Annotated in this window: 17 protein-coding genes; 1 reads left to right on the forward strand and 16 read right to left on the reverse strand. The window is 67.6% G+C overall.

The window, feature by feature from the left end:
• Positions 1-249: 249 nt before the first annotated feature.
• The 16 genes from IEY60_RS00335 to IEY60_RS00410 all read right to left on the reverse strand — a co-directional run bounded on the left by IEY60_RS00335 (position 250) and on the right by IEY60_RS00410 (position 16296).
• Positions 250-801, reverse strand: coding sequence for a hypothetical protein (locus IEY60_RS00335; RefSeq protein ID WP_189022557.1), 552 nt, complete (start codon positions 799-801; stop codon positions 250-252).
• Between the two features lie 8 nt (positions 802-809).
• Positions 810-2435, reverse strand: a complete 1626-nt coding sequence (locus IEY60_RS00340; protein ID WP_189022559.1) for a VldE C-terminal domain-containing protein — start codon at positions 2433-2435, stop codon at positions 810-812.
• Positions 2436-2515: 80 nt separating this feature from the next.
• Positions 2516-4225 carry a putative type IV secretion/conjugal transfer ATPase gene (locus IEY60_RS00345; protein WP_189022561.1) on the reverse strand — a complete coding sequence of 570 codons (1710 nt, stop codon included), beginning with the start codon at positions 4223-4225 and terminating at the stop codon, positions 2516-2518.
• Positions 4222-5694, reverse strand: coding sequence for an SCO6880 family protein (locus IEY60_RS00350; protein ID WP_189022563.1), 1473 nt, complete (start codon positions 5692-5694; stop codon positions 4222-4224). The genes IEY60_RS00345 and IEY60_RS00350 overlap by 4 nt, the downstream gene beginning before the upstream one ends.
• Positions 5691-7124, reverse strand: coding sequence for a TrbL/VirB6 family protein (locus IEY60_RS00355; RefSeq protein ID WP_189022565.1), 1434 nt, complete (start codon positions 7122-7124; stop codon positions 5691-5693). Before IEY60_RS00355 ends, IEY60_RS00350 begins: the two co-directional genes overlap by 4 nt.
• Positions 7121-7867, reverse strand: coding sequence for a DUF8175 domain-containg protein (locus IEY60_RS00360; RefSeq protein ID WP_189022567.1), 747 nt, complete (start codon positions 7865-7867; stop codon positions 7121-7123). Before IEY60_RS00360 ends, IEY60_RS00355 begins: the two co-directional genes overlap by 4 nt.
• Before the next feature lie 64 nt (positions 7868-7931).
• On the reverse strand, positions 7932-8570 hold the full coding sequence (locus IEY60_RS00365) for a DUF8175 domain-containg protein (RefSeq protein ID WP_189022569.1): 639 nt from the start codon (positions 8568-8570) through the stop codon (positions 7932-7934).
• Positions 8571-8587: 17 nt separating this feature from the next.
• Positions 8588-8818, reverse strand: a complete 231-nt coding sequence (locus IEY60_RS00370) for a hypothetical protein (protein WP_189022571.1) — start codon at positions 8816-8818, stop codon at positions 8588-8590.
• Positions 8818-9591, reverse strand: a complete 774-nt coding sequence (locus IEY60_RS00375) for an alpha/beta fold hydrolase (protein WP_189022573.1) — start codon at positions 9589-9591, stop codon at positions 8818-8820. Before IEY60_RS00375 ends, IEY60_RS00370 begins: the two co-directional genes overlap by 1 nt.
• A gap of 91 nt (positions 9592-9682) precedes the next feature.
• Positions 9683-9961, reverse strand: coding sequence for a hypothetical protein (locus IEY60_RS00380; protein WP_308426056.1), 279 nt, complete (start codon positions 9959-9961; stop codon positions 9683-9685).
• 20 nt (positions 9962-9981) lie between these two features.
• Complete coding sequence (locus IEY60_RS00385) at positions 9982-10629, reverse strand: hypothetical protein (RefSeq protein ID WP_189022576.1); 648 nt, start codon at positions 10627-10629, stop codon at positions 9982-9984.
• Between the two features lies 1 nt (position 10630).
• Positions 10631-10963, reverse strand: coding sequence for a DUF8176 domain-containing protein (locus tag IEY60_RS00390; RefSeq protein ID WP_189022578.1), 333 nt, complete (start codon positions 10961-10963; stop codon positions 10631-10633).
• Positions 10964-11424: 461 nt separating this feature from the next.
• Positions 11425-12984: a cutinase family protein gene (locus tag IEY60_RS00395; protein WP_189022580.1), complete on the reverse strand. Its 1560-nt coding sequence runs from the start codon at positions 12982-12984 to the stop codon at positions 11425-11427.
• Between the two features lie 77 nt (positions 12985-13061).
• Positions 13062-14189, reverse strand: coding sequence for a lipase family protein (locus tag IEY60_RS00400; protein ID WP_189022582.1), 1128 nt, complete (start codon positions 14187-14189; stop codon positions 13062-13064).
• Positions 14189-15406, reverse strand: coding sequence for a cutinase family protein (locus IEY60_RS00405; RefSeq protein ID WP_189022584.1), 1218 nt, complete (start codon positions 15404-15406; stop codon positions 14189-14191). The genes IEY60_RS00400 and IEY60_RS00405 overlap by 1 nt, the downstream gene beginning before the upstream one ends.
• Positions 15403-16296 carry a hypothetical protein gene (locus IEY60_RS00410; protein WP_189022586.1) on the reverse strand — a complete coding sequence of 298 codons (894 nt, stop codon included), beginning with the start codon at positions 16294-16296 and terminating at the stop codon, positions 15403-15405. Before IEY60_RS00410 ends, IEY60_RS00405 begins: the two co-directional genes overlap by 4 nt.
• Positions 16297-16939: 643 nt before the next feature.
• Between IEY60_RS00410 and IEY60_RS00415 the strand changes: the two genes are divergently transcribed.
• Positions 16940-17758, forward strand: a complete 819-nt coding sequence (locus IEY60_RS00415; RefSeq protein ID WP_189022588.1) for a helix-turn-helix domain-containing protein — start codon at positions 16940-16942, stop codon at positions 17756-17758.
• The last annotated feature ends 235 nt before the right edge of the window (positions 17759-17993 follow it).

Consider the following 17993-nt stretch of genomic DNA (forward strand, 5'->3'; position numbering starts at 1 on the left):
GACCGTTTTCCGCGCGTGCGGCTCGATGGCCGGTTCACCGGACAGGATCGTCAAGTCGGCGGTGACGTTCTGAATCGCATAGGCCATGCGTCGATGCACGGCCGAATAGCTTGCTGTACCGAAGGTTTCCGTTGCATCGGTCATGGCGGCGGCCCCGACCGGTCACCGGTGCTGTCGGAACGAGGCCTGCCTATGCGCCCTTTGCCGGGCATCGTCGGCGTTGTGCTCGTGATCGTGGTTTCGGTCATGTCAGGTCCCCGGGTTGACGCGGTAGCTAGCCATCCGCCACCCCGACGCCGTGTTCGCCACGGTGGCGGTGACGTGCAGGCGCTGGTAGCGGGTCGACGAGCCATCCCGGTGGAGCACCAGTTGGGTCACCACCGCCGCCACCAACGTCTCGGCACCGACCGTCCGCGGTGCTTGCGCCTCGACCAGGGCGGTGACGATGTCGCCGCTGTCACGCCAGCCCGCCCACTCCGGCAGCGACCGCAGCACGCTCACCACCTCTGTGTTCGCGGCCGTGGTGGCAAGTTCCCCGGTCAGCCAAGGCCCAGCACGCGACAGAGCCTCCCCGGGACTGGCGTCGGTGCTCGGCTGCCAGGAGAACATCGCAGCCAAGCCCATCTGGGCCGTGGTCGCGGCATCGGCGGTACCGGGTGCCGGACCCTCACTGTGCGATTCGGTCGGTGCCGGTGGAATAACGGCCGCGGGCGAGTCGGTGGTGCAACCGGCGGCTGGTAGCCCGAGGAGCACGACCACTACCGCGGTAGCGGCTGAGCGAAGGTGGAGTCGATTTGTCATGGGTGTCCTCAGCTCATCGAGGTCGACATCGGGGCGGCCATCGCGAGGATGTTGGCGACGTAGGGCCTGGTTTGGATTTCGTAATCGGGTGAGCCGGTGGGGAATCCGCCTGATCGCAGGACCGCGCCCTCTCCGGCGTTGTATCCGGCCAAAGTGAGGGTGGTCAGGTCGCCGGAGACTTTGCCCTCGGCGATCCAGCCCTCGATCTTGGCGGCGATGTCGCACATGTAGCGGGCTTGGCCGATGATCGCGTCCCCGTCATCCCACACACTCGCGTTGCCGTTGCCGTCGGCGTCGATCACATACGGGCGGCCATCAGAGGCCAACGCGGCAGCGATCCCGGGCAGGAACTGCGCCAACCCCTGCGCTCCGCTCGAAGAAGTCAGGCCGCGGCGAAACCCGCTCTCCTGCTTGCCCTGAGCCGCCAGCAACGACGCGCTGATCTGCAGGCACACCGCGCCGCCCTGCCGATACCAGGGCTCCAGATCAGCCGGCACCGCTCCCGGTGAGAGGTCCGATTCTCCAGCGCTGCTCCCACATCCGGCGCCACCGGCCGAGGTCGCGTTGGTGGCTGCGGACTCGACCGGTGCACCATCGGGATCACCACCACCCAACGTGGTGACGTGGACGTGGTCCATATGGTTGGCGGTGTCACTACCGCGGTCTTCCATCAGGTTGGATTCACCGGTGGTCGCGCGGTAGGTCTGGCGCCAGATGATGTAGTCGACCCGCAGGAGCGCCGCGTTGGCGATGAGGTAGTCGGCGATCTGGTCACCGAGGGCTTTGCCGTTGCCGGAGGTCGGGTTCGGGATCATGATGTCGACTGCCCGACCGCTGGGATGATCGGGCAACGGGTCCTCACGCTGCCCGTAGATCGTTTGTATCTGCGGGAATTCGACGGCGATGGTGCGAGCTACCCGGATGGTGTCGACCTGCAGTCCGGCCTCGGTGCCGATGGAGGCCGGCAGGGCGGGCAGCTCTGCGCCCACATTTCCGGCATCGGCTACGGCGGATTCGTGCTGGCCTGGTGTCGTCGACGGTGTGGCGGTCGTGTTGGGCGAGGTGCCGCTGGCCTGCAGCCACGTCATGGGGTCGATGGCGGTGCCGCCGCCGAATCGTCCTCCCCTCGTCCAGATTTCCAGATGCAGATGCGCGCCATCAGGGCCGGCGGGGACGGTCTGGCCGTTGTAGCCGACGGCCGCGATCCGCTGTCCGATACCGACGGTGTCGCCCTCACCGACGGCGACGTCGGCGGCGAACATGTGCCCGTAGACCGAAGACACGACCTCCCCGCCGATGTTGTGGTCGATCACCACCCAGAACCCGAAGCCGCTGGCCGTGCCCGCCCGGACCACGACACCATCAGCAACCGCATAGATCGGGGTCTTGGGTTGTGCGGCGAAGTCCTGACCTTGATGTTGTTCGCCCCACCGCATACCGAATCCGGAAGTCAGGGTGAAGGTCCCCGCTGCCAGGGGCATCGTCCTGGCGCCGCTGGCAGTGCGGGCCGATGGACCTGAACCGGTCGTCGAGGCGCACGCGTTGTCGTCGACGCCCGCCACCAGGAGCAGAAGGGTAAGCAGCAGCACCACTACCGAGGCAACGGCGACACCGATGCGCGCGGTGCCGGTCACGTCCTCACCCCCGAGCCATCGGCGCAGGCAGTAACCTCACGGTGGCGTCGTGGCTGTGGCTCGACTGCGCGCATTCCGGATCACCTGTCCGCCGGACTGGTGTCGAGGTTGTCGAAGCGGCGATTGGTGTTGTGCACATCGGAGTCGCGTTCGGTTGGGGTGAACACCATCCGGAACGGAATCCCCGGCTCGTTCGCCTCCCCGGTCTTGAGCAGGAAACACCCTGTCCCCGGCGGTGTTTCACGACGCGAGGCGTCGAGATCGTCGTCCGAGGGTGGTCGTGGTGCGGCCCAGGAGGTGACCAGGAGGCGTTCGGTGTCGGTCATGCCGGCGACCGCACCGATCCGGGTGGCTTCGTCGGGCCCGACCGGTCCGATGATCTTGGCCCGTGCTCGTTCGAAGAAGCCCAGCGCCTTGGCCTGTGCGGCGGGCGAGTCGAAGGCAGCGAGGTCTTTGATGGTGTGCGAGCACATGATCAACCCAGTAGCTAGGGGCCGGTTGAGCCGGGTCAGGGCATCGACGCGGTCGACCATAAATTCCCCGACGCCGAGGACCCGCCAGATCTCGTCCATCACGACCTCGAAGGTCCGCGCCGGGGCGAGCCCGGCATCGGAGAGAGCGTGAGCGGCAGCGACAGCGCCGAATCCGTCGGACCAGCAGGTCATCAGGACCGCGGCCAGCAGTTTGGTGTCGCCTTCGGGAATGTGGGAGATATCAACGCAGATCGCCGGGCTGGCAAGATCGATTCGCGTAGTGGTGGGCCCATTGAAGATCGCCCCGAACGGCCCTTCGACCAAGGCACGCATCGACCGACGCAAGGTCTTCGTCGCGGCACGGTAGGAGAGCTCGTCGTCTTCTTCGGCGAACACGCGGAGACGGTCACCGCCGGCGGAGATCACCGCGAGCAGGTCCTCCAGCAACGGTGGGTTCGCGTGGGTGAACCCACCGGCAGGGCTGTAGAGCTCGCGCAGCCCTGCGGCGAGCAGGACCTCTTCGTAGTCGGCGACCCGCGCACCGCGCACCAGCTCGATCAGGCCGGCAACGATGTTGATCTGGCCGGCTTCGACCCGTGCGGCGACCTGGCGGCGCTGATCGACATCGGGCAGGCGAGCGATGATGGCGCCCAGGGCGCCGACGTCGAGGGGGTTGATGCAGCCGTGTCCGTAGCCGATGTCGACGACCTGCCCACCGAGCCGATCGACCAGGTCGCGGTATTCGCCTTTGGTGTCGCCCATGCACAGCACGGTCTCCCCCGCCGCCACCGCTCCGGCCACGATGCGCCGGATCAGCGAGGACTTGCCGAACCCGTTGAGCGCCAGCACGAACGCGATCGGCGCGGTGATGAAACCCCGCAGGAACCACGACATCGGATCGAAATGCACCGGGGCACCGGTGATGTAGTGACTACCAACCGGAACCCCCACGGTCGGTGAGGTCGCGCCGACACAGAACGGCCACAGCCCGGCGACCTGCACGGTCGTTGCTCGCCACTCCGGCGTCCGGGGCACCACGGCCGCCCGGCCTCCGCCAATGCCCGCGTAGCCGCGGTCGGTGAAGGTCGGCGTCGTCAGGTCGAACCCGTCACCAGCGGCGCCGTCGCGGCGTCGAGTCGCGGTCGCGCGCCGGTGATCATCGCTGGACAGCAGCATCCGTGCCCGCCAGCCCACGATGCCACCACGGGTAGCCATGGCCTCGACCTGGGCGCGTCGGGTGCTGGAGAGCACGCTGATACCCTCGACCACTTCGGATTTCGGGTGCCGCTCACGCCGCGGACTGCGTTCGGTGTTCATCCCGATACCCGCTTGGAGATCGACGCGTGCTCGGGCAGGATCAGCCCGATCCCCAAGGAAGCGGCGAAGCTGGCGGCTTGATAGCCATAGCAGCGACGCACCGTCAACCGAGACGCCGCCGCCATCCCCTTCACCGACGCTTCGATCCCGGGCAGGTCGGCATCGAGGTGATCGGTCACCGTCACCAGCACCCCGAACCGGGTCAACCCCGCGCCGCGGGCTTGTTCCTCGCGGGCGGCTTGGGTGTTGCCGACCCGGATCCGGGCCGAGGCCGAGGAGATCCCCCGCTCGGTCTGCTCGGCCGCGACCGCGTCCCGGAAGTCGGAGTCGACGAGTGATGTCGCTTCGGCGGCCGAGTGCAGGCGGTAGACGATCGCGACGCGCTTGCGCGGCACGTCCGGGCGGGGCCGCAGGAGTTCTTCGAGGACGGTTTCCATCACCGCACCGCGTGGGGCGCCGTCCATCTCCCAGGTGATGGAGCGGGCACCGTCGTGGACGTAGTGATCCCACCGATCCTGATGCGCGAGCGGGCCCACCGAATCCCAGGACTGCGACTCGACGATCTGCGCGCCAGCAGCCTCGACGTCGCGCTGGGAGGCCAGGTCGTAGCGGCTGCGAACCAGACCCAGCGCTTCCCACGCGTGCAGGGGTGTGGCGGGCAGTCCGGCGCGGGCGAGTTGGGACAGCACGCTTTGCAGGCGTTGCCCGATCTCGCGTGCTTGTTCGGCCTGGTCGCGGCGGATGCGGCCTTTGCCGATCGCGCGGTAGGTGATCGCGATGCGGGCTTCGATCCGCACCCCGACTCCGCCACTGTCGGCGGCGGCTTCCCGCATGACCGCTTTCGCGAAGTCGGGAGCGTTAGCGCGAACGAGACGGGTGACTTCGCGGGTCTGCTTCAACCGGGTTTCGACCGTGTTGTCCAGGACCGCGGTGACCGCGACGACTTCTCCGCCGCGGCTTTGGGCCGCCAGGAACTGCCCAAAACCATCGACCCAGGAGTCGATCTGGGGCTGGTCGACGAGTTCTTTGCCGCGCGGGACCACGCGCACGATCACGGTGTAGTGGTCGCTGCGCCGGATGTGCAGCATGGCGAACCGCTTGCCACCCGATGTCTCGTACTCTGTCAGCCGTGAATCCGCCAGCAGTCCAGGCAGTTTCGCCACGCCTGGAAGGCGGGAGAATCGTCCGGACCGGTAGGTCAGTTCGCTTCGGGAGCGCGAACGCGCGAATTGGACTCGCAGCAGCAGTAGTTCCCAACCGGTGCGGCCGTTCCGAGTCACCGCCAGCGGAACGAACACCACGGCCGCGCCGAGCAGGATGATCCCGGCGAATTCGAGAGACCGGGTGATCATGAACGAGACCATCACCGCGATGATCAACCCGAGCCCCAGCAGGGAAACACCCCAGGTCAATCCGAAAAACCCAGCCGAGCGAGGCTGTTCCCAACGCCCGTACATGCGTGTGGTCATCGCCGAACCTCCCCAGGACCCAGCGCGTCCGGGTCGATCTGTGCCGAGGACGACTCCGGGACAGCGGTTTGCGCGGCTGACGCGAGGCTCTGCATCGTGCCGACAGTGAGCTGCGCGCCCAACATCGCCGCACCCGCAGGCCCGGCCCCCATCGCCCCGGTCGCGGCCGCCCGACCTGTTGTGCCTGCACCCGCTGCTGAAGCCGCACCGGTTCCCGCACCACCAACTCCATGTCCCGCCGCGACCGCCCCACCACCTGCTGCTGCTGCGGGAGTCGTCCCGACCGGTGGTGATCCCGAACTCGCCGTCATCGATCGCGCTCCGCCCGCACCACCAGGGCGCGAGGTTGAGGAGCTGCCTTGGCTCGACTGCCCGCTCGACGCTCCGGTGTTCTCGGATTCGGACATCTTTCTGGCCTGAGGTCGACTTCCCGCAGCCGACATGGCGATACCGGCGCCAGCGCCGGCCAGGACCGAGGTCGCGCCGCCCCCACCGCCGAGGGTGGCGACGGCGGGTGCGATCAACCGGATCAGCGCGGGCAGCACCACTACGCTCATCACCATCAAGATCACCCCCAGCAACACCATCTGGGGATCTGATTGGTCGCTGCCACCGGTCACGGTGAACGCGATCGCATAAACCAACGCCCCGACCGGCTTCCACAACACGAACGCCAGCGACCACGCCACAAGGCGCTTGTAAGCCTGCGATCCCGGCCCGGTCCCGGACACCGCCGCGGCCATAGGGATCACCGCGACGACCACGACGAGCAGGGCTTGGCGGACTACCAGCATGACCATTTGCACGAGTAGGCTGATCACCCCCAGAACACCGAGGACCAGCAAGATTCCCGGACCGAGATTGGCCATGATCTTCGGATCAGCGATACGACTGACGGCGGTATCGAGGTCGTTGTTGGTGACGTCGAAGATGACCCAGGACGCGAACTCGTCACCGGCGGTGGTTGCGACGGTGATTAGTGCTCCGAAGGTCAGCGCGCCGAAGATCGCGCGCGCCAGCATCAAGAAGCTCTCCTGTGCTTCACCTGCCGCAGCGCCACGCTTGGCCAAGGCGAGGCGGGCGGCGGCGAACATGATCCCCGCGGTCAATAACACAACCTGCAACCCGCTGGTGTACTCGCGGATCTGGGCGAGCACTGGTGCAGGGCGCCCTGCGGCAGTCGACAACTCCGGGGACGGGAATGTTGTCCACCACGCCATCACGATCCGTAGCGCCACTACGAGGCTTTCGATGAGGTCGGAGGCGATGCCATCGATCACCGAGTCCCGCGCCGCACTCGCCGCGCCCGCCGCCGCGCTCCCGAGTTGACAGACCTCCTTGATGCCGGGCACAGCGATGCAGGCGAGATCGGTGAGCTGGGCGTGCACGCCCCTGCCGGGGGGTGCCGGGGCGGCCAAGACGGTGGTCACGACTGTCTCCAGATGCCGAAGCCTGCCGTGGACACGGTCGATGTGCCGGAACCCCAGAGCGTGTCGACGTCATCAGGGACGCGGATGCGCCAGTCGCCCTCAACCCACACCATCGGCCAAGTCGCGATCGCGTAGCCGCTTGTGGAGCGGACCGCGAGCTGCACCACGGCCAGGTCGTCGCGATAGCCTGGCTGGATCCGCACACCTTCGGGAACGGTGACGAAGCGTGCCATCCCTGGCGCGCTGGCCCGGGATCGGGCGAACCCTTCGATCAATGCGTCGCCACCGCCGTAGAAGCGTGCACGGATCACGTTTTGCCACAGCGGGTCCGGTGCGGCGTAGGCCCGTCCAATCGCATCCATCGCCGCCAACGCAGCGCCCTGCGGAGTTCGGGCGAACCCTGCGGCCACACCGCCGTCGATGCGGGCCGGGCCGTCGCTGCCCGAGACGGGTACTGCCGCTCCACCCCAGATCCGCTGCCACTGCAATCGGGCTGGTGCCGCTGTCAGATAGTCCGGTCGGGCGGGGTCGATGCGGCCGTCGAGTATCTGTGGCAGTGTCGCGCCGGCGTCGTCGGCGGGGACTTCGAGGCGGTTGCCGAACATGTCGACCGTCGGTGGCCGGGATTGAGATGAGGTCGTCGACGGTGCATTGGCGGTGGTCGATTCGGTGTGTGCGCGTGGGGGCGGCGGGTTCTCGGGCTGGTCGTCGTCGGTGATTGTCACGACGAAGACGACGACCACGATCGAGGCGATGATGGCGAACAGGGTCAGGAGCAGGCGCAGCGAACGCATCACGAGGAAGTCCTTACGGGCGAATCAGGGGGATCATGTCGGCCGGTGCGGAATCGACAGCAGTAACGGGGCTTTCGGTCACCGGGTCGGGCAGGAGCAGTCGCCATCCGTCGACCGCCCAGACGACGGTGGCGGTGTTGCGGGTGACCGAGTCATCGGCGTAGGCGCTGTAGATTTCGACCCGTGCTTCGGTGTGGGTGTAGACCGTGAGGGTGTAGCCGAGGATGCTGGGCACCGAGTCCGACGCCGGTCCGGAGATCGAGACCTGGGCGCGTGCTGTCGCCCATTTGTCGCGGCCGGGGCCAGGGGCGAGCATGCGCTGCCCGACGTGTGGCCATTGCCCGTCCGGTGCCAGCGACATCCGCACGGTCGCGTGGATTGCGGCCAGAGCGGCGCCGGCCGGGGACCGGTCGAAGTCCGAGGCCACCGCGCCGTCAATCAGACGCGGGCCTTGCACCGCCACGGGTAGCTCGATGCCCTGCCAGGACCGCCAACTCACTCCGCTCGGAACGAGTGGCACCGAGCTCGTCGTGCTGGTGGTCGTGCGGTCGGTATCGGTACCGGCGCACCCGGTGGCGACCGTCAGCAGTGCTGCGAGCGTCATCACGGCGACGGCGCCGTGACCCTGGGGATGTGATGAGTTCTGGGGCATCGGAGTGTCCTTGGCAGTCAGGTGGGCAGGATGGCGATCGCCAGCACGCTGGCTGATCCGAGCAGGGCGGCTGCGGCCAGGGATCCGAGGAAGCCTTCGATGGCTTCTTCGCGGTAGATCCGGATCGCGAGCTGGCCGCCGACCCAGGTCGCGCGGGCGATACAGACCAGCAGCACGAACCAGGCCAGCCAATTCACCAGCTGTGTCAGCGGTGAAAGAACCTGCGCGGGAAGGGGTGTGGCCAGCATCAAGCGCCCCGGAACAACGTCTGTTCGTGTGCTGCTTCCAGGGCGGCGACCACCGTGTCGGCGGCGATCCGGGTGTGGGTGTGGATCAGGTCGTGGGCGGCGTCGTCGATGAGGACCCATTCGGCCCACACGGTGTCGGCCAGCTCCGCGACGCGCTTGTGACCGACGAGCCGGTCCTGTTTGCCTGCCACGATCCAGGTGGGTGTGGCACGCAGCATGTCTTCGACCACCGCCACATCGGCCTCGCCTCCCCGTAGCGCGCGCATCATCGCGCCGACGGACTCGAGGATCGGTAGCTCGTCATCGCAGCCGAGAATGCCGAAAGCGAGGGCGAGTTCGCGCTCGAGGCTGTTGGCAGCCCGACGCGCCAGGTCGGCGCGTCCGTCTCGTACGGACCGCTCGTCGCCAGGTAGCTCGGGCACCGGGCAGATCGCCACGACCGCATCCAGACGCAGGATCCCTCGGCGGTGACGGAACAGCCACTCTTGCAGCAGGATTGCCGCCAACGACTCCGTTACCAGGATCACTTGCCCGCTGGCGTGGGTGAGGACGGCGTCGAGATCTGCGACAAGCTGCGCCATTGCTGGGCGGTCGGGATGGAACGGGACACCGTGGCGGTGTCCGCGCTGGTCGTAGACCAGCTGCGCGATCTCGCCACCGAAGTGCTGGTGGAGTTCGCCGATCAACGGTGCCATGGACGTGGCATCGCTCAACGGGCCGTGCAGGTAGACCACGGTCGCTGCCGCGTCGCGGCGGCCGTAGCGGGTAACCATCAAAGGGGTGTCGTCGTCTGCGGTGACGATGAACCTGTGCCGGTCGCGGTTGCGAGTGAACGATTCTGCGCTTCTGCGGGATTCAGCCATCTCAATTGCCTCCCGCCACGGCGGCGTTCATGATCGCGCCGGCGGAGGTGGCGATGATGCCGCCGACCAGGGCCGCGAACACGATCTTGGGTGACTCCACGGCGCCGCCGTGCCACCGTTCCCACCCGAATTTCCCGCCGGCATAGATCAGGGCCGCGATCCCGGCCAGCATCACCAACCAACTCAGATAGCCAACGAGGTTGGTCAGCCGCTCTCCGCCCGGTGGCCGGGTCGGGTTGATCGTGATCTGCTGCGACAGCACCGACAGGCTGTCTCCCACAACCGATATCGTGGACATTCTCATCTCTCCGAATCCTGTTCTTCTGTGGCGGTTTTCAACGAAGTGGCGAGCGCGGCGATGAGCTCACCGCCGATGCGGTGGACGTCGGCGGGCACCGTTTCGGTCAGACCGGACCGCCGTGGCGGAGCCGGGGTGAAGGGGGTGAACTGGGCAAGTTCGCTTAGTTCGCGTTCGAGAAGCTCGTCGTGCCAGCCGATCTCCCACACGACCTCGGTGAGGTCGGCGACGGTGGCGCGATAGCGGCGCACCGCCGCGGGGACCCGCCCGGAGTGAGCTGCGGTCAAGACGACACCGATGACCTCAACACCGTCGGGGGCTGCGCCGACCTGCCACTCGCGGAGCCGGTCGGCGCAGGCGGTCAGTCCGGGCAGGCACAGCCGGGCCGCGATCACGACCCGCTGCGTGGTTTCCGGTGAGGCCGGCCAGAGTTGTCCGCAGTCGGCGGCGGGTGCCCACCAGCGCGCCAGGGTCGAGGTTGCGGCGCCGCCGTGGGCGCCGACGATCGCGACCAGCGGAGGATGAGCACCGGTGATCGGCAGCGGTTCAGTGCGGTGTCCGGCGCGAGTACTGGGCGGCTGCACGGTGGCCGGGTCCAACCGGCGGCCGACCGCGTGCAGCCGATGATCACGAGAGGTCAGGGCAACCACGTCAGTTACCTCGTCTCTGGATGTTGGCGATGACCAGGCCCGAGGGACCGGCGGTGACGTTGACCAGCTGCAGGTAGTCCATGCGGTGGCCATCGGCCTGCAGTTCCACCAGGTGCACCTCGGCGGTGTTCTCGGCGATCACGTCGATGCCCACGCAGTGGGTGACACCACCAGGGAGGGCCGCGATCACGGGGGTGAGCCCTTCGCGGGTCACGCCGGACTGCGGGCCGACCAAAGCCAGTCCGGCGTCGACGTTGCGTTGCACGTAGTAGGCGTGTTGGAACTTCGCGATCACACCGGCGACGGTCGTGGTGTCCCCTGCGCCGTCGGTCACCGTCGCCGCTCTCAGCCCGGCACAGGCCCTCGCTCGGTGAGGTGTCGTCGGGCTCGGCGTGGTCGTGGACGCGCTCGCGAGCGTGGGCGTCGTCGATGTTGCGGTGTTCGGAATCAAGGCGACCCCGATTCCCAGGACCACACCGGCGAGGGTTCCTACCCCGCCGATAGCGAACAAGGCGGTCCTAGTGCGGATTCTGGCGCCAGGGCTCGGGGCACCGGCCCGCTCGCCCGTCGGCGCGGTGTGGGGTTGGGCCTGATCGGGTTGGTCGTCGGCGCGGGGCACGTTCAGCCATCCGGCGCCGTGGCCTGGGGGCAAGTCATTGCTGGGCATGTGGTTCACCTCCTCGAACTGGGAAGAGTCGGGATCGGGGTCGGGTCGGGCCCTTCGGAGCACACCGCTGGAAGAACCACTGATCGGAGGGGGAAAGCCGAGTGGCAGCCCTTGTGCTCCGAAGGGGTCTAGGGACGCGGACCTGACGTCACCGGACCGTGCGTGGTCGACGGTGAGATCGGCGGCGTGGTGGTGGGATTCGGTGATGTCGAAGCTGGACTAGTGACCACGGTGGCGTCGTTTGTCGGGGTTGCTGTCGAGGACGACAAGGGCGGGAAGGCTATGGCGAGGTCGGCGGCTACGGCGGTGAACCAGGCCGCGGTCGCAGCCAATGGGCTGTCGCCGCTGGTGGTCGCCGAGACCGTGCTGTAGCTGCTGCGCCGCCCGGAGGAATCGCTGTACTGGGCGGTGGCCGAGGTCGTGTACAAGTCCTGGGTGTCGGTGATCGTGGAAGTGAACGCCTCGAACGCGTCGTTGACCCAAGTACTGATCGACTGCGGCGGCACCAGATCCACCACCGCGTCAGCGACCTTCGTGCCCAACACCGCGACGGCGGCGGCCGGGTTAGACAGGCCGACGGCGGCCAGTTCGGCGATCGTGGTCGCGGTGAACACCTTCTGCGCGATCGAGACGACGGCGTTGAGGCCGATCGCGCCAATCTTGAACAACGCCGAGAGCGCGTCGGATTCGGTCGGCGCGGTCGCGGTCGGTGAGGACGCTTCGGCCACGCGCTGCCCGAGGGTCTTCGACGGCGAGTAGGTCAGCTGGTCCAGGCTGGTGCCGCTGATGTCGTCGTTGACGACCCCGACAGCGGTGGTAAAGGCCGTGCTGACCAAGGCTTGAGCGACCGTCGCGATAGCGGCGACCGGGTCCTTGCCCTCGGTTCGGCCGGAGATGTTGGCGATTGCGCTCATCAGCGGGCTGCCCGATTGGACGTCGCAGGTGGCGTCCCCGGCCACGCACAGGTCGGCGACCCGTCCGACGAGCGTGCCGTAGCTGACCGGGTTGGCCGCCGCGTCGATCCCCGCACCGGACAGGCCGGTGTTGGTCAGGCTGATCTCGGCGACGTTCGCGCCGGCGGTGCCTGGCGCCGCCGCAGGGGTGCTGGAGTCGTCGCTGCCCGGCAGCACACCAGTTGCGGCCCGCCGCGATGGATTGGCCAACAAGGCGATCGCGGCGACCTTCTCGGCTGGAACCCGTGAGCGTCCGGCACCGGCCTTCTCGGCGAAAGTTGCTGCCGCGGCGGCACCTTGGGCATATCCAGCGACCGCGATCTGAGTCGAGGGGCACCTTTCGAGAACGGCAGCGGCGAGATCTTCGATCTGATCAGCTGCAGTGGTTACCGCTGCGGGGTAGTTCGCCGCACCGACTTGCGTGCCGAACACGATGTAGGACCGCTCTACTGTGTCGCCGCTCGCGCTGGCGATCCGTCCGAAGGCTTGCCCTAGGACGCCGGTGTCGCCAGTGTCCACCGTCGTGGCCGCGCCTTCCTCGCTGCTCTGCACGCCGACGGCGTAGAGCACCGGGCAGGTCGACTTCACCGCTGTCGCCGACGGGGTCGGCACTGCGCTCGGCCCGGTGGGAGAAGGGACGGCCGTGGCGATGGCCGACCCGCTGATCGCGACGGTCGCAGCCAGCGACACTGTCGCGACGATGTGTGTCACGTGATGGGTTGCGGAGCGCTTCATCAGATTCGGCTTCCTCTCGAGATCGTCGGTGGTCGGCCTGCCCGCGCCGTGCAAGGGTTGCGGCGCGGGCAGGCGCGTCAGGTGGCTTGGATGGGTCCGGGTCGACCGGAGGGGCGGGCGAATCCCTCACGCAGGGTGGTGAAGACGTCGGGGACGCCGAGGTCGGCAGCGCCGAGGTGGGTGACGTCGTATTCCGACCACGACACCGCCACGTCGCGCGAGATGTACTCGGCGAATAGCCCTCTCGCGGACTCGATCGGAACCAGACCGTCGAGGAGCCCGTGATACAGATGTAGAGGGACCAAAGGTGTTGTTGTGCCGAGGACTTCGTTGGCCAGCACGTACCCCCAGACCGGGTCGTTCCACGGGTCGGGGCGTTCGCACCACTTCGACAGCGGGTGCAGGTACTCCACCATCAGCCGCGCAAGATCGAGTTGGGATGCGTCGGTGACCGCGCGGACGCCGGCGTCGGTCAGCAGGTGATCGACGGGCAGGTGCGCGTAAGCGCGCATTAGCCCGACCATGCCCGCGAACGCCAGCCCCGCCCACGGACCACCATCGAGATCGGTGATCAACCCACGCGGGTCCCGGATCACCGCACCGGCGGCGACGGCCCGCAGATCAAGGTCAGGGGCATAGCCGGGTTGGTGTTCGGCCGCCGCGACCGCTGCCCGGCCGCCATCGGCGTATCCCCACAGCGCGACCGGCACCGAACGTCGTTCTCCGGCTAAAGGTTTGGTGAGGGCGCGCGCCAGGTCGAGCACCGCGTGCGCGCCCGCCTTCGCGGCCAGGAAATGGTGTGGCCCCAGCCCGGTGATACCCAGACCGATGCCGTCGGGGACGGCGACGGTCCAATCCTGGGCCAGCGCTGCGGCGATACTGCTGGCGTCGGGTTCGGCGCCGTCGACGAGCAACTGCGAGGGTGCGCACCGGCCGCCGAGTCCGTGGAAGGTCGGCACGTAGACCACCAGCGGGGGGCGCACGGTGCCGTTGCCGGTCCTGGTCTTTGGTTCCAGCACGATGCCCGAGGCTGGGACAGGAATCCCGAAACTCGTGCTGCTCGTGTAGACCACCTGCCATGCCCGGCCCAGCCCCGCCAGGTGCGGCACGGTGACATCGCGCGTGCGCAGCACGACCCCACGCTCATCTCCAGCGCCGAGATAGGTGTTGTCGTAGAAGGCGTCGGTGGTCTTGTTGCCGGTCATCACCGGGCTCCGGCGATGTCGTGAGCCAGCGCGATCATCCAGGCGATGCCCGAATTCATCTGTCCGGTCAGGGCATAGCCGTTGTGACGCCCGACCGTGTCGGCGAAGCGGACCCAGGTAACCGGGTTGACCAGCTCGGCGTTATCCGCCGCCAACTGCCCCCACGCCGCACCGAGCTGCGCGATCAGCTTCGCCACCACCCCCGGATTCGCGGTGACGGCTGCGATGATCTCGCTCCACCGCGCACCGGCCGCCACCGGATCAGGGCTGGATGTGCGGGGGTCACCGGCATCGACGAGTCGATCACCCAATCCGGCCTGTGGTACGTAGTCGACGTCGCCCGGACCGAACTGGAAGTCGTTGAGAACGACGGTGTTCCAGGCATCGCCGAGTGCGCTCGACAGACCCGCGCCCAGGGTCGAGATCGCGCCGATCGGGTTGGTCAGATCGGCTTGGGCGAACAGCTCCGCGCCCAAACGAAGGACCGCGGCCTGCCCGGGGGCTGAGCAAGCGAGGTCGCCGTCGCTGCAGATGTCAGCGACACGGCCGGTGAGATCACCGTACCCGTCGGCGGTGGTCGCGATACCCGCTCCCCCGGTCGGCGCGGCCAGCACCTGCACTGTCGACACCGCCGCACCGGTGGTCCCAGGCGCCGCGTCGGGCACGGTCTGACCGGGCCTTCCGGGGAACACGGGCTCGAGCTGGCCGCGGTCGGGGTTGGCGTACAGCGCGATCCCGGCGACACGATCAGCCGGTACCGGTCCGTTGCCGGAGCCGACGTCGCGGGCGAAGCTCGCCATCGCCTGGGCGCCCTGGGAGTAGCCGACCCCGGCAAGCATGGTGTCCGGGCACGCTTCGACGACCTGGGCGGCTGCGGCATCCAGGTTGGCTCGCGCGCCCGATACCGAGGACACATACGGGTCGGCGCCGCCGCCGGGGACAATGCCACCGAACCCGGCCTCGTAGCCGATGTAGGCGCGCTGCACCAATGCGGGGACAGTGGCCACGACCGGTCCGATCAGGGATCCGACGACGCCGGTGTCGGCGAGCGGATCCGCTGTCGGCGAGGACTGGCCGGTTCCCTGGACACCGAGGATGTAGAGGGCTGGGCAGCCGTTGATGGGGACTGCGCTCGCAGGACCGGCTGAGGTCGGGGCGGTCACCGCCGCAGCACCCAGGACGGCGGCGGCCGCGGCCGCAACCCTGCGACCGGTCATTGGCCGACTCCGACACCCGCGCCGAACCCGGCGCCGATCGTGCCGCCGACCACCGCACCGACGACCGCGACAGGCACTCCGGCAATCGCGGCACCGGCAGCTGCACCCGCTGCGCCACCCAAGGCCGTGCCGGCAACACCGCTGGTGACCTGGCCGACGATCGGGACCGGCACCATGATGCCCACTGCGGCACCGGCGATCCCGCCGACGGTGCCGCCGATCAGCGCACCGACTGTCGCACCGGCCGCGGCAGCCGGGGCACCGAGCACGGTCGCACCGGCCGCGCCGCCGAGTCCGGCGCCGCCCAAGACCGCACCGGAGACACGGTCGGATCGACCAGCGGGGATGCCGATCGAGTCCAGGGCGGTGGCGACTTGGGCTTCGGTGTCGGCGGCGGTGTTGTTGATCGTGTCGCGGACCTCGACCGGCAGCCAGTCCGGGCTCGGGGTCTGGAACTCCCCGATCCGGATCGTGTTCTCCGGCGGGGTGATCGGTGCGACCGGCTCCACCGGTTCGGGCAGGTGCAGTTCCTCGATCCGCACCGGCTCGACCGGTTCCTCCACGCTCGGCGCGGGCCGCGACGGGCCGCTGCGTACCTCGGCGGGCTGCTCGTAGTACTGCGGTGCAGGTGCTGGTTCGGTCTGGGGTTCTGGTTCGGGAGGCGGTGGCGGAGTGGGGGTTTCGGTGCCCGGCTGGGAGGGGCTTGTGACGCCACCCTGGTCGGCCACCGCGGCCAGTGGCCCGTTCGCGTGGGCCGGTGCGGCGGTGGCCACGGCGATGGCGACGGGGATCGCCGCGGCGAGCAGCAGCGTGCCGGCTCGACGGGCGGCAGGATTTCTGTATCGACCGCGAGCTGCGCTTCCGCGGGCCGTGGAGGAGTTTTCTGACATGACGGGTCGACCTCTCTAGCCGAAAGGTGAAGCTGGTGGGTTGTGCCGCAGCCGGTTTAGACGTCGTGCGCGGCGAAAGTCAGATCAGTGTCTGCCGGGCACCGCCGGTCAGTGAAGGACCGAGCTCGGCGGTGACTCTCGGCGGCAGGGTCAGAGGAAGTTCAGTACCAAGGTCAGCGCGTTGCCGGCCAGGGCCAGCCCGTTCGACAGCAGCGACAGCACCGCGTTGGCGTAGCTGGCGATCACGATGGGATCCACAGGTTTCCTTTCTCGGATGAATAGCGTTTGCGATTTCCATTCAATCCACGAAACCTGGTGCACCGCTATAGCATTCGCTAATCAGTTTTGATACATCAAAAATGACAAGTCCGGAAATATATCCTACGCTGGCTATTCACCGTTCTCGTACCGAGAATGCTTTTCGCAGATACACCCGCCAGGCTCATCGGAAGTGACCGGCGCCACATCCAAACTCGCGCGTTCGCCGAGAATCCGGCGAACACCTTCGTCCGCCAGTACGGACTGGTGAGCAAACTTGCCGCACGAAACACCCTCTGGTAGAACGGTTCCCATCACTGAGAGGTAACGCTCAACTCAAAGCTCTCAATCTGTGACATCCAATACGAACTCCCGGGGGGGAGACATGACAGAGAAGGCTCCACACGGTCACTCGGATCGTCGCCGCCGACGCGACCCCACACCGCCACCCGTCTCGATTCCCGAGTTCAGCGCCACGTGCTTGTGGCTCCGCAAAAGCCGCGGACTCACCCGCGAGCAAGCAGCAGCCATCCTCAAGATCAGCGCCGTTCACCTCGGCCGCTTCGAACGTGGCGAGGCCCTACCGTCGGCCAAGATCATGGAATTGATCATCACGGGATACCACCTGGACCAGGCGATGGCCACTCACCTTCGCGACCTCGTCATCCCGGCCATCCCACTTGCCCCGGCCGAGCACCTGCGCACTTGGGTCCAAACCGACACCGCCTTGGTCCTGAACCTCGAGCGGTTCCAGGTCCGCGGGATCTTGGCCGCATATGTGGATCCGCTGTGGAATGTGCTGGCATGCAACGATCTATTTGCCAAGGTCCTGCCCGGTATCGACGAAAGCGGATCGATCCCGGTTTGGATGTTCAGCGAGACAGGCAAAGCCACCATGGTCGAACCCGAAGCCGAAAGCGCCTGGTGGGTCTCGATGCTCAAAGGCATCCTGGGCAGGTACCGCGACTCGGTGCAGGCCCAAGAACTCGTCACCGCGCTGACACCGGTCAAAGAAGCCCAGCGTCTGTGGGCAGCCAGCGTGAACGCCTCCTACGGCCGCGACTACCGGTGTCTGCTCCACGCCCACGGCCCCGACCGGAACCTGGTCTCCTACCAACTCGCGCTGACCGACAGCATCCTCGCCCACCACATCCAGCTCGTCACGGCCACCCCGGAGCCCTACTCCGGGCCCGAAATCGACTAGACACCACACGATCCCGACCGGCGCCGCGGAAGCCTTCCGATGCACCGGTCCTGTTTCTGCGAGCGTTCACAGCAGCCGTGGTTTCTGCCCGACCAGTGGCTCTTCATCTTCCAAGAAACCGCACCTGGCTGGTTGTGCGCGAACGACGCACAAATTCGGTAGTTCCAGCGAAAATTGGTGGCGAACTCCGCAAATTTCAGAGGTGTCTGATGCAATTTCACGATCCCACCGCGGC

The organism is Nocardia rhizosphaerihabitans, from assembly GCF_014646295.1.
Taxonomy (GTDB): domain Bacteria; phylum Actinomycetota; class Actinomycetes; order Mycobacteriales; family Mycobacteriaceae; genus Nocardia; species Nocardia rhizosphaerihabitans.